The sequence below is a fragment of the Nostoc sp. LPT genome (assembly GCF_017115165.1).
Lineage (GTDB): Bacteria > Cyanobacteriota > Cyanobacteriia > Cyanobacteriales > Nostocaceae > Nostoc.
Window position 1 is genome coordinate 1 of the sequence record NZ_JABXKF010000153.1, and the last position, 13,245, is coordinate 13,245.

The following is a 13,245-nucleotide window of genomic DNA, read 5'->3' on the forward strand; positions in this document are numbered from 1 at the left end:
GAAGGCAATATATTTTGGTAGCTTTATCTGTAGCCAGCTTTTAGAGAATTGGTATTAAACCCAATTGATTTAACTGATAACTGGTAACTGATAACTGGTAACTGGTAACTGTTAAATTGTTGTTTCGTGGCTAACTTGACTCGGTGCGTGCGCGTGAGTTACAGGAGCAAATGTTGGCTGCGGGGCTGCCACTTTGAGCAGATCGTGAGCGAAATCATATGCAGGTGAGGACTATGAAGATATTAGTTACGGGCAACAAAGGAATGATTGGTTCAGTTGTTGAAAAAGTTTTGTGTGCCGACGGATATGAAGTGATTGGCTTTGACATTGCAAGTGGTCATAATATTCTAAATCCAAATGAAATTCGCGTTTGCCTTCAAGGCTGCGATGCAGTTGTTCATCTTGCTGCGCTACTTGGAAACTCTGAGGACACGCCGGATGAAATAATGGCAGTTAATCTTCTCGGAACTTGGCATATTCTTTCAGCAGCAGCAGAGGCAAAACTCAAACGTGTTGTTTTTTTCAGCAGTGTTGATGTATTAGGAATCTTTAAAGGTGAGAGAAAACCAGATTATCTTCCTTTAGATGACAATCATCCTTGTTATCCAACCACCCCTTATGCGGTTTCTAAGCGCCTTGGTGAAGAAATGTGCAGATATTTTACCGATAGCACAGGTATCCCAACTATTTGTTTGCGACCACCAGGTGTTTTTGATGAAGAAACTTACAATTTTATTATTTCCAATCGGCAAGCCAATCCCGATTTTGAATGGAATCCATTTTGGGAATACGGCGCTTTTCTCAATGTTCAAGACGCAGCAGAAGCAGCACGGTGCGCTTTACACTGCCCTAATCCTGGTCATGTCACTTTGCTGCTATGCGCGGATGATATTTCTTCGGCACATCGAACTAGTTCAGAAATGGCTCAGTCCCTACTTCCTGAAGTAGATTGGCATGGTGGACATGAATATGAACGTGAGCCTTACAAAGCTCTTATTAATACACAACTTGCTAAAGAAGTCCTCCAATGGATTCCGCGTCACAGATGGCGACCACAAAACAAATAAATTTTAGTTTCCTATAGAATCAGCAATAATGCTTCGTTTTTTTTACTTTATAGTTGCAAATAATCCTGGCTCAGTTGCAGTTAATCCTGGCTGAAGCACAATTATAGTTGCATTTCAATCCTGGTTTGAAAATGTCATGATTGCAGGTCTGAGCGATTAACATTGCAGGTCGCTACATCTACACGCTTCTACCTCGATTAAAGCTGATACTAGTTTTTAATAGTACAATTGTTCTATAAAGATTAATAGCACGTATTGGCCTCGCCAGAAGCCGGGGCTTTCTCTTTGAGAACAATTAAAGTGTATACCCCAAGTCTTGGGTCTATCTTTGTAGTATGTAAAGAAGCACTTTGACCTAAGACTATGCCTTCTTCTAAAAAATCTCTCACTTACCCAACCAGCCATAAGAGCAATCAAGCTGATAATTACCACGGTACTTTAGTCACAGATCCTTACCGTTGGTTAGAAGATCCTGACTCTGAAGAAACAAGAACTTGGATTGAGGCACAAAATCAAGTTACTTTTGGCTACCTGAGTGAAATTCCTGCTAGGGAAAAAATTAAACAGCGCCTAACCAAACTTTGGGATTATGAAAAATACGGTATTCCTTTTAAAGAAGGCGAATCTCTACCAGACGGTTCTACCGAACGCTACTTTTATTTCAAAAATGACGGACTGCAAAATCAAAGTGTCCTTTATACCTTGAAAACCCTAGACGACCAACCCAAAGTTTTACTCGATCCCAATAAACTCTCAGAAGATGGCACTGTTGCTCTTTCGGGATTGTCGATTAGCGAGGATGGTAAACTTTTAGCTTATGGTCTATCCTCCTCTGGTTCTGATTGGCAAGAATGGAAAGTCCGCGATATTGAAACTGGTGAAGACCTCCAAGACCACCTGAAGTGGATTAAATTTTCTGGTGCATCTTGGACACACGATCATCAAGGTTTTTTCTACAGTCGCTACGATGAACCAAATGAAAAAACTCAATTAGAAGATGTCAACTATTATCAAAAGCTCTACTATCATCAACTAGGTAAACCTCAATCAGAAGACATTTTAATTTATCATCGTCCTGACCAAAAGGAATGAGGTTTTAGTGGTGGCATTACTGAAGATGGACGCTATCTAATAATTTCAATTTGGCTAGGCACTGACTCTAAAAATTTGGTTTTCTTCAAAGATTTAACTAACCCTAATGCGGAAGTTGTAGAACTAATTAACCAATTTGAGGCAGATTATAGCTTTATAGACAATGATGATAGCGTGTTTTATTTTCGCACAGATTTAAATGCACCAAGGGGAAGAGTGATTGCGATTGACACGAAAAAACCCGCATCAGAAAATTGGCAATAAATTATTCCCCAATCAGCAGAAACATTGGAAAGTGTCGGTATACTTAATAATCAGTTCGTTGCTGACTACCTCAAAGATGCTCACAGCCAAATCAAAATTTTTGACCTCAAAGGTGTGTTTATTCGAGAGGTAGAACTACCCGGACTCGGTTCAGCCGGAGGCTTTGGTGGTAAGCGTTATGATACTGAAACTTTCTATAATTTTACCAGCTTTACCATACCAGGCACTATTTATCGCTACAACATGGTGACAGGAAAAAGTGAGGTTTTCCGCCAGCCGCAGGTAGATTTTAATCCTGATGATTACGAGACAAAACAAGTCTTTTATCACAGCAAAGATGGTACTAGAGTACCAATGTTTATTACGCACAAAAAGGGCATTAAATTAGATGGAAATAACCCTACTTATCTCTATGCTTATGGCGGTTTTAATGCTTCAATGACACCTGGCTTTTCTGTGAGTTTGTTGGTATGGATGGAAATGGGTGGTGTCTATGCTATGCCTAATATCCGTGGTGGTGGAGAATACGGCGAAGAATGGCATCAAGCAGGAATAAAGGATAAAAAGCAGAATGTCTTTGATGACTTTATTGGCGCTGCTGAGTGGTTGATTGCTAACAAGTATACTAAAACTGAGAAACTAGCGATCGCAGGTGGTAGTAACGGCGGTTTATTAGTGGGTGCTTGCATAACACAACGTCCCGATTTGTTTGGTGCAGCTTTACCAGCAGTCGGTGTTATGGATATGTTGCGGTTTCATAAATTTACCATCGGTTGGGCTTGGACTTCCGAATATGGTTCAGCAGATAATCCAGAAGAGTTTCCAGCGCTGTATTCTTATTCGCCATTACACAACATCACACTTGATACAGCTTACCCAGCAACCTTAATTACCACAGCCGATCATGATGATCGCGTTGTCCCTGCTCATAGTTTCAAATTTGCTGCTGCTTTACAAGAGGCTCACGCAGGTGATGCGCCAACGCTAATTAGAATTGAGACTAAAGCAGGACATGGCGCGGGTAAACCCACGGCTAAAATTATTGAAGAAGCCGCAGACAAATGGGCTTTTTTGGTACGTGCTTTAGATGTGAAATTTTAGCAACTTTGTCGGGTGGGCATTGCCTACCCTATGAGACTAAACTAACTATCGCCCTCACTAACTTCTCTGGCTCTACAGGTTTTGTAATGTAAGTTTGAAATCCTACCTGAAGTGCTCTTTGTCGGTCAATTTCTGCGGCATAAGCGGTTAGTGCGATCGCCCGAATGTTTCCTCCTTGATTCGGTGGGCGAGATCGAATCTGCTGCATCAGCATATAGCCGTCCATCTCAGGCATACCTATGTCACTCACTAGCACGTCAGGAGTGAACTGCTCTAAAGCTTGCAAAGCTTCTAAGCCAGAAGCGACGGCTGTCACATTTGCCCCGCTTTGTAACAGCACAAATGCATGAAACTCGCGGGTATCTGGCTCATCATCCACCAGCAAAATTTGAACGCCGTCCAAAGGCACTTCTGCTTCTGTCTGGGTGTAGATTGGCTCAGATGCGATCAATGTTGCTTGCTGCATGAGGGGCAATTGGATGATGAAGGTTGCGCCTTGATTCTCACCCTGACTTTCTGCTGTCACCGTGCCCCCGTGCATTTCGACAATTTGCCGCACGATGGCTAGCCCCAATCCCAACCCGCCAAATTTGCGTGTGGTTGAGCCGTCTTCTTGGCGAAAATACTCAAATACATGGGGCAAAAACTGGGGATTGATGCCCTTGCCAGTATCGATTACCCGAATCTGAGCTAGCCCGTCGAGTTGCCGCAGTTCAACGCTTACTTGTCCGCTGTGGGGTGTAAACTTAACTGCATTGGTAAGCAAATTCCACATCACTTGTTGCAAGCGCGCTAGATCGCCAGAAATCGGAGCGATCTTAGAGTCAAGATCGAGAGCGATCGCAATATTTTTTGCTTCTGCTGCCAAACGCACCGTTTCCACGGCGGCAGAAATCACAAAAGTTAAACTGACCGGAGCCGCTGTTAAGCTGAGTTTGCCCTGCATGATGCGCGAGATGTCGAGCAAATCTTCGATTAGTTGCGTCTGTAGATTGGCATTGCGCTCAATAATTTTCAAGGCTTCAGCTCTACGAGCTTCGCTCAGTTTGCCGTTTTGTAGTAATTGCGTCCAGCCCAAGATCGGGTTGAGAGGCGATCGCAATTCATGGGACAGCACCGCCAAAAACTCATCTTTGATTCGGTTGGCGTGATCGGCTGCTTCTCTTGCGGCTTGCTCACTGGCAAGGAGTTGTTCTCGTTCTGCCTCAATGCGTTTTTGCTCAGTGATATTGAGTACAGTGCCGACAAAGCGTTGGGGATTGTCGGCAGCATCAAAGTAAGCTTGTCCTCTGGCTGCAATCCACCGTTCAATCCCATCCTGAATCCCGATTGTGCGATATTCTACGTCATACTTGCCGCTGCTTTTTGGATTCAAAGTCCATTGCAGCACCTGTTCTAGGCGGTTGCGATCGTCGGGGTGCAGTCCGGCAAAAAAGACCTCAATACTGCTCTCGGCTTCTGGTGGTAAGCCAAACATGGCTTTACAACCCTGATCCCAAATCAATTGATTGGTGATCAGATTCCAGTCCCAGGTGCCTAAGTGGGCAGATTCGATCGCCATGCGGAAGCGGTTTTCACTGTCGCGCAAGGCTGCTTCGGTACGGGCGCGTTCGATCAGCGGAGCGACACGCGCTGCAACGTTTTCCAGCAACAACATCTCATCCGCCGTCCAATGGCGCGGCTTGTTGGAACTGACTCCGATCGAAGCTACCCAACGCCCTTCACGGACAAACGGTGCGATGACGTAGGATTGCAGATTGATCAGCGTGTAATTGTCGGCGAAATCCTTTGTCCACGGATGCACGTTCACGTCGTCAATCCCGAACGGTAAACGTGCCGCTGTTTCCCACCATTCCTTCGCGCCGAAAAGGGAAAGGTCATAAGTTCCGGCAAGATCCGATCCGTCGAGCCGCCAATCGGGTAGAACCGTTACCTGGCTGCCGTCCGGCGTGACATCAAGATAATAGCAGCGATGCCCGTTCAAAAACGTTCCGACTTCGCGCGTGACAATGCGGTTGATTTCCACTGCATCCGTCACCGTGCCGAGTCTTCGGCTTAACTCGGTCAAAAACTCCACTTGTCGTTCGGCTTGTTTGCGCTGGGTGATGTTGCTAAAAATAATCGCGACTTTATGGTCTTCCGGCTCGTCCACCGGGAAAGCGTACAAATCGAACCAGAACCCCATCGCTTCGGAACTGTTGACCCACCTTTCGGGCTGTCTTGTTTTGACGACTTTTCCGAGAGTTTCCGCCCAGTGTGGCTCAATATCTGGCACCAACTCGCGGATGGTTTTGCCAATTGCGTTTTCGAGCGCGGTGATGCTCAAGAACGCTGGATTGGTTTTAAGAAAGCGGAAGTCAACTGCTTTTCCGACATCATCGAATAAAACTTCGACCAGACAAAAACCTTCGTCAATCGAATCGAACAGCGTGCGGTATTTCTCCTCCGATTCGCGCAAGGCTGCTTCAACGCGGGCGCGTTCGACTGCCGCCCAAGTGCGCTCGGCTACTTCCTCCGCCAAGGACACCTCGTCTGGTGTCCAATCTCGCGACCCGGATGTGTTAACTGCCAGCCCCGCTACAAATTCGCCCCTCTTGAGCAGGGGTATGCCGATGTAGGCACCGATGTCAATCGCGGCGTAAGCCGATCGCTGATCTGGGGACAGGTTGGGATCGGCTTGCACATCGGACACAGACACGGTGCGACCATTACGGTAGGCTGCGAGCAGCTTGGAGCCAAAGGAATCAATCGGGTAGTTGCCGACGAGTGCTGCGGCTCCGTTAACATAATCACGCTCAACGACGTAATCAGCGCCGCGAACCTCGAAGTACAATACACGGTTCGCGCCGAGATATTCGCCCAGCACACGGCTGGCCGTAGCCTGAATCTCTACTGGGTCGGCAAGCGGGCGGAGCGCGTCGGTGAGAGAGACGCGGAAAGCATTAAATTCGGCGGTTCGCCGCGAAAGTTCTTCTGAGAGTTTGCGTTCGCTAATATCTTTGAAGACAATGGCAACTTTTCGCGCTTGGGCTTCACCCATGCGACAGGCATACACATCGAACCATCGGTTCATTGCCAGAGAGCCATTTTCAAAGCGAGCAGGTTCACCCGTTAGAGCAACTTGACCGTAAATCTGAATCCAATGGTCTTCTAAATCTGGAACTAACTGACGCGCCGTTTTGCCGACTGCTTGTCGAAGTCCTGTTTGTTGCTCAAAGGTGGGATTGATCTCTAAGAAGCGGTAGTCGAGCGGCGTATCATTTTCGTCAAATAGCACTTCAATAATGCAGAAGCCTTCATCGATCGATTCAAACAGTGTCTGGTAGCGTTCTTCGGATTGACGCAGGGTTGCGGCAGTTTGAATTTGCTCGGTCACATTCCTGAAATAAACGGTGATGCCGTTTGGGGCGGGGTAGGTGCGAACTTCGTACCAGCGATCGTGATCCGGGTAAAACGCGGTCATTGACGCAGCCACACGATCGCGCATGGTGCTCCAGTAGACCTGCGCCAATTCATTGTCAATCAGTCCTGGATACTCTTTCCACAAATTCTTGCCAACTAAATCGCCTGGAGTGCGATCTAGTAGTGTTTCGGCACATGGATTCATATAGGTAAACTGCCAGTTCTCATCCAGTGCAAAGAAGGCTTCAGCGATGCTCTCTAGAATATTTCGAGCCTGCTTCTCACTTTGGTGCAAAGCTTGCTCTACCCGCTTGCGCTCGGTGATATCTCGCGTCACACCTGCCACTGCTTCTACTGCGCCGTTTATGCCCAAAAGTGGCACGAAAATGTATTCATAGGCGCGTGTGCCGATTGTGCTAGTGTAGGGCGTTTCATCCTTGAGTGGCTGGCGCGTGGCGATCGCCTGTTGAATCTGTTGCTGAAGTCGGGTCGCTAAATCCGTTGGATAATTCAGCTCAAAAAAGTTCTTTCCCAAAGCTTCATCCGAAGTTTTCTGCCAAAGATTGAGCAACGCCGGGTTGACATACGTAAACCGTCCCGCTAAATCAAAGGTGTAAATAAAATCGGGAATTGCAGCGACGAGCGCGTCGAACTTCCGCTGTTGCCCTTCGAGTTCGCTACGGCTCTCGCCTAATGCTGCTTCAGCACGGGCACGCTCGACGGCTGCCCACGTCTGTTCTGCTGTTTCTTCGACTCGTTTCACCTCATCTTCCGTCCACGCACGAGGGTTTGCCTGATGCACCCCCAGCAACGCGACAAATTGATCGTTCTTGATCAGCGGCACATCAATATGTGCGGCAATATTGATTGATCGATACCTTGCCTTTTCGCTAGCAGTGTATTTAGGGTAGTTTGCCACATCAGGAATGATCGCAGTTCGCCCCGCTCGATGGTCATCTGTCAAGTTGCGTCCGAAGTCTTCCAGATGGTACAGCCCGCTCAGTTCGGCAACACCGTTCGTGTAGTTTTTATGAACGATGACCTCCTTGCCGTCCGGTAACACTTCGATGTAAATAACGCGGCTTGCACCTAGAGACTCACCCAGAATGAGGGCAGCGATCGCCTGAATCTCATTAGCATCAGTCAGGGGGCGTAGCGCATTGGTGAGCTTGACTCGAAACGCATCGGCTTGGGCAGCTTGAGGCAAGGTATCTGTTGATGTGCGCCCCGGCAGCAGATCGGATTCTAGCTGCTGGGCTTGATCTAATTCTGTCAACAGGATCTGCACAGCCGTTTTTAGGCTGTCCGACCAGGTTTCGACGGCCCCTAGCGGCGTTTGCGACCAATCGTGCGCTCGCAACAATGCACCGATCTCGCCACCACCAACAAAGAGGTTTTCAGCCCTTGCCTTGTAATGAGCAGCCCATCCCTGGCGGTGTCGCATCTCCCGTTCTAAAGCCTCAACTATTAAATCATTAAATGATTCGCTGCCTTCCTTGAGTTTCCTGGCTTTTGCAAGTAAGTCAGGCGGAAAACAAATTGTTAAGGCTTCGTGTTCCATAGCAATGAGTGTAACCAGATATTGATACCATTTATTGTATTCTGCCCATAGAATAGTACAACTGAGTTTGGTTCCACTCTCTTATCTGCAATTAGAGGGTGAGTCTTAATATTGATAGATGAGTTAAAATTCAATCAATCACTCTAGGCAAATATTAACTATGAGATGGCAAGAAGTTTGCGAACACAAAGAATTACAAGATTTACCTTTCAAAATTGAATTAAATAAATGGGGTCAAATCGTCATGAGTCCAGTCAAAATTAAACATTCTTTTTATCAAGGAAGAATCCAGCCTTTACTGGAATCTTTCTTGATTACAGGAGAAGTAATGCCATGCGCTATCAACACATCAGACGGTGTGAAAGTTGCTGATGTTGTCTGGTGTTCAGAAGAACGATTTTCTCAAATTGAAGATGAAGTATCAGCATCTATTGCACCAGAAATTTGTGTAGAAGTCAAATCAACTGGTAACACTTTGGAAGAAATGGAATTTAAAAGAAATTTATATTTAGAAGCTCAAGCTATTGAAGTATGGTTATGTAATGAACAAGGTCAAATGAAGTTCTATAATCAGCAAGGGGAATTAGGACAATCTTTGTTAGTTCCTAAGTTTATTAAACAAATTAAACGATAATTGTAGAGAAGAGGTGAGAGAGCGTAGTTTACCGCCGTAGGCATCGCCTAAATTACCTATTTTGAAAATATCTCTTAAAATTATTCATAAATTCTACTTCGATGCTGAATTAAAATAATTGTTACTTGATTTATATTATCTATTTCATAAATGACACGATATTAATCTTGGCAAAGGGTGAAGGTAAACAATTATCTACTTTCACCCTTAATGTTTTGCTCCATCTAAGCAAAAGTTTAATATCTTTATCCTTCTTATATAGTTAAAATGCAACAGCTTGTGCTGTACCAGTTAAATGGATTGTCGTATAGGTTTGTCTTTGCCCCTGGTTGAATTTAGGAATTACAGAAAAGAGGTTTGTTGTTGTGATTCCCTTAGTTTCAACTGGCGCTGAGTTGCTTTTTCCAAGGTTTACACGGGGTAAGATCAAAGTAAATACGGTATTGCCAGTATCTACTGTCTTACGGATAGTTACAGTTACTAGTGTACCAATTTCTGTTTCTACACTACGGATCTGATCGGTACCTTGAAAGTTTAATGTCTGTTGCTTATCTTTATAGGTAAAAAGGGGCTTGCCAATAAAGCTTGTCGTTGAGTAAGTAATGCTGACATTCTTACCTTGAAATTGGTATAAGTTTGGTACTGCTTCTGAGGCTTGAGCTGATAATACAGGTATTGCTGTTAACAGCATACCTAATGTAAACGATCCAATTAAGTTTGTTGTTTGCATATCTCAAAAAGTTGTTGCTAATTTGACGGAGATACCTGTTCTAATGGGATGACAACAGGCATCAAACCAATTTTAAAAAAAATATTCCGAAAATCGTGTCAAATGGAACACATTGTAAAAGTTGTTAATATACTTACAATAATTTCTAAAATGACGTAAAAATTTTATCTGCAAACCTGATTAATCTCAGTATATTTAATGACGTAAATCCAGCTACCATCTCAATTAACCAAACAAATTGCTTGAGCGACTTGTTAAAGGTAGGCAAACATTCCGCCACACTGTACTAGCAACTTGAGTTAGATTTAGATTTTGAAATACCCTTTGGGGTTTTATTTTAAAATTGGAAATTTTATATTGCTTATGAAACGGCGATCATACATGCTTCTAGGATTTTTCCTCAGTCTTCTTTTAACTATCGTGCCTTTGTCAGGCAATTTTACGAATGCTGCAACACCAACAGCAGTCACACCTGTCTCTGTCTCATTCACTCAAGGAGTGCAAAAAACGGTATTAGACAACGGTTTAACGGTACTAACCAAAGAAGTCCATACCGCTCCAGTGGTGAGTGTGCAAGTTTGGTATAAAGTTGGTTCGCGCAACGAGGTTAAGGGAGAGAATGGTATTTCTCACCAGCTAGAACATTTGATGTTCAAAGGCACAAATGACCGTCCAGTACAGTTTGGACGGTTGTTTAGTGCTTTGGGTAGCCAGTTCAATGCTTTTACTAGTTATGACGAAACAGCTTACTTTGGCACAGTGCAGCGAGACAAATTAGAAGCACTGCTGACACTAGAAGCCGATCGCATGGAAAACTCCTTAATTGGGACTGAACAACTCACAAGTGAAAAGCGGGTAGTGATCTCCGAGTTACAGGGGTACGAAAATTCACCAGGTTATCGCCTGAGTAAGGCAGTGATGCGAGCTGCTTTCCCCAATCGAGCCTATGGTTTATCGGTGGGAGGCACAAAAGCCGATGTAGAAAAATTCACGCTGGAGCAGGTACGGAATTATTACCAAACCTACTACAGCCCAGAAAATGCCACGTTGGTGATTACCGGAGATTTTGCCACAAAACCTGCACTCAAAGTTGTCCAAGAAACTTTTGGTAAGTTATCGCAACGAGCAAAAAAGAATACGCCGCTCCATAATGCCAGCAGAGCAATTGATAATTCCTCGGCATCTTCTTCTGTTGCTGACACTTCCCCATCTACCCCTGTTGCGAAAAAAGCGCCGATTCTCCTCAAGCAAGCTGGAAGTGCAGCATTATTGCAAGCAGTGTATCCTCTGCCAGATATCAAACATCCTGATGTTCCGGCAATTGATTTGATGGATGCTATTCTCACAGGTGGGCGTAGCTCTAGGCTTTATCAGGCTTTGGTGGAATCTGGACTGGCTAGTTCAGTGAGTGGCGGTGCTGCTGAACTGATCGAACCGGGTTGGTATGAAATTAATGCTACAGCGGCTCCCGGTCAAGAGTTGGGTAAAATCGCCCAGGTACTCCAGGAATCTTTAACAAAATTGCAACAGCAGCCTGTCACTTCAGAAGAATTGAACCGAGCGAAAACGCAACTACAAGCCTCGTATATTTTGGGAAACCAAGATATCACTAGTCAGGCTAATCAACTGGGATATAACCAAACGATCGCAGGGGATTATCATTTTATTGAAAAGTATCTGGCTGCGATCGCTAAAGTCACCCCTGCTCAAGTTCAGAAAGCAGCGAAAACTTACCTCAATCCGGCTCAACAAACTATCGGCTTCTTTGAGCCGACTCAACCAGATGGTAAACCAGGGAGTTCTAACGCTGGCTCGGGACGCACAGTGGAAAATTTCAGCCCTGGTAAGCCTGTAGATCCAGCGGAACTAGCAAAATATTTGCCACCTGCTACATCAGAGACAAATTCTAATAAACAATCACTACCAGAAGAGTTTACCTTAAAGAATGGTTTGAAGGTTCTGCTGTTGAGCGATCGCAACCTTCCCACCATTAACCTGAGTGGACAAATTGACGCTGGTACTGAATTTGACGGCAATCAAAAAGCTGGATTAGCGAATCTAACTGCAAATAACTTAATGAATGGGACGCAGACTAAAAATGCTCTGACTTTAGCAAAAACTTTAGAAGACCTGGGAGCCGGTTTGAGCTTCAGTGCTAGCCGCGAGGGAACTAACGTTAGTGGTGAGGGACTTTCAGCAAATCTACCAATATTGATTCAAACTCTAGCAGATGTGTTAGAAAACGCCACTTTCCCAGCCGATCAGTTAGAACTGAGTCGCCAAAGGGCACTGACAAGCCTGAAAGTCCAGCTAGATGACCCTAGAGGACTGGGACGACAAGTATTTCAGCAGGCAATTTACCCTGAAAATCATCCGTTCCACAGCTTTCCCACAGCCGAGAGTTTAAAGACTATTACTCGTGATGATTTGCTTGGTTTCTACCAGACACACTACCGACCAGATACCACGACAATCGCAATAGTTGGAGACTTCGATTCAGTTAAGGTAAAAACTTTGCTAAATGAGGTGTTTGGTAAATGGCAAGCCACAGGTAAGCCACCTGTTCTCAAAATCCAAACCGTACCATTTCCGCAAACTTTGACACAACTAAGCAAAGTAATTCCCGGTAAAGCTGAGGCTGTGACATACATTGGCTACAGTGGCATCTCTCGAAAAGATCCACGTTATTATGCGGCACTAGTGCTAAATCAAATTTTGGGTGGTGATACCTTAGCCAGCCGCCTGGGTACGGAAGTGCGCGATCGCCAAGGTCTAACTTATGGTATATACAGTGGTTTTGCCGCCGGAATCAATCCGGGGCCCTTCTTGATTCAAATGCAAACTGCTCCTCTTGATGCTCAAAAAGCGATCGCCAGTACTCTCGCTTTACTCAAACAGTTGCGCGAGCAAGGAGTAACTGAGGCTGAATTCAACGCAGCAAAACGCTCAATTACCAATAGCTACCCTGTGGATTTAGCTAATCCTAGTAATGTATCAGATATTATTTTGGATAATGCTGTTTTAGGGCTTTCACGGTCAGAAATCCGAGAGTTTCCCCAGCGGATTCAAGCAGTTACTATGACTGATATGCAACAAGCAATTGAAGATTTAATTAAGCCAGAAAATCTGGTGATTGTCACCGCCGGCCCTGGAGATGCTGTAATCAAAGGCAACTAATTACATTAGATATACAGTAATCCTATGTGATTGTTCATTAGGGGTGTAAGGGTGTAAGGGTGTAAGGGTTTAAGGGTGTAAGGTAAAGTCCTTTGGATTGAGACCAAAGGACAACACGGTTGCCCAACTATAGCTGGGCTTTTGACGATGCGGGTGGTTGGAGCTAGTTCTTCCCCTACACCCCTACACCCCACACCCCCACACCCGCCCCAACGGG

General features: G+C 45.1%; 6 protein-coding genes and 1 pseudogene. 4 read left to right on the forward strand and 3 right to left on the reverse strand.

The window, feature by feature from the left end; genetic code table 11:
• Nucleotides 1-233: 233 nt before the first annotated feature.
• Together HWQ58_RS29565 and HWQ58_RS29570 are read left to right on the forward strand one after the other, a co-directional pair.
• Nucleotides 234-1,067 (forward strand): NAD(P)-dependent oxidoreductase, encoded by an 834-nt coding sequence (locus tag HWQ58_RS29565; protein WP_292871015.1) that lies wholly within the window; start codon nt 234-236, stop codon nt 1,065-1,067.
• Nucleotides 1,068-1,430: 363 nt separating this feature from the next.
• Nucleotides 1,431-3,524: pseudogene (locus HWQ58_RS29570) on the forward strand (prolyl oligopeptidase family serine peptidase).
• A gap of 28 nt (nt 3,525-3,552) precedes the next feature.
• Here HWQ58_RS29570 and HWQ58_RS29575 read toward each other — a convergent pair.
• Complete coding sequence (locus tag HWQ58_RS29575) at nt 3,553-8,487, reverse strand: YlcI/YnfO family protein (protein ID WP_292871017.1); 4,935 nt, start codon at nt 8,485-8,487, stop codon at nt 3,553-3,555.
• Between the two features lie 160 nt (nt 8,488-8,647).
• Here HWQ58_RS29575 and HWQ58_RS29580 point away from each other — a divergent pair, with 160 nt between their 5' ends.
• Complete coding sequence (locus HWQ58_RS29580) at nt 8,648-9,121, forward strand: Uma2 family endonuclease (protein ID WP_292871019.1); 474 nt, start codon at nt 8,648-8,650, stop codon at nt 9,119-9,121.
• A gap of 262 nt (nt 9,122-9,383) precedes the next feature.
• Here HWQ58_RS29580 and HWQ58_RS29585 read toward each other — a convergent pair whose 3' ends face one another.
• The gene (locus tag HWQ58_RS29585) at nt 9,384-9,851 is read right to left on the reverse strand and encodes a hypothetical protein (protein ID WP_292871021.1); all 468 of its coding nucleotides are present in this window, start codon (nt 9,849-9,851) and stop codon (nt 9,384-9,386) included.
• 363 nt (nt 9,852-10,214) lie between these two features.
• Between HWQ58_RS29585 and HWQ58_RS29590 the strand changes: the two genes are divergently transcribed.
• Complete coding sequence (locus tag HWQ58_RS29590; protein WP_292871023.1) at nt 10,215-13,028, forward strand: pitrilysin family protein; 2,814 nt, start codon at nt 10,215-10,217, stop codon at nt 13,026-13,028.
• A 5-nt stretch (nt 13,029-13,033) separates the two neighbouring features.
• Here HWQ58_RS29590 and HWQ58_RS29595 read toward each other — a convergent pair.
• On the reverse strand, nt 13,034-13,245 hold a 212-nt coding region (locus HWQ58_RS29595), incomplete at its 5' end, for a hypothetical protein (protein ID WP_292871025.1).

Bases quoted from the DNA above. Each gene is read 5' to 3' on its own strand.
- HWQ58_RS29565 (WP_292871015.1), top strand. From the start codon at position 234: ATGAAGATATTAGTTACGGGCAACAAAGGAATGATTGGTTCAGTTGTT.
- HWQ58_RS29585 (WP_292871021.1), bottom strand. From the start codon at position 9,851: ATGCAAACAACAAACTTAATTGGATCGTTTACATTAGGTATGCTGTTA.
- HWQ58_RS29590 (WP_292871023.1), top strand. From the start codon at position 10,215: ATGAAACGGCGATCATACATGCTTCTAGGATTTTTCCTCAGTCTTCTT.
- HWQ58_RS29575 (WP_292871017.1), bottom strand. From the start codon at position 8,487: ATGGAACACGAAGCCTTAACAATTTGTTTTCCGCCTGACTTACTTGCA.
- HWQ58_RS29580 (WP_292871019.1), top strand. From the start codon at position 8,648: ATGAGATGGCAAGAAGTTTGCGAACACAAAGAATTACAAGATTTACCT.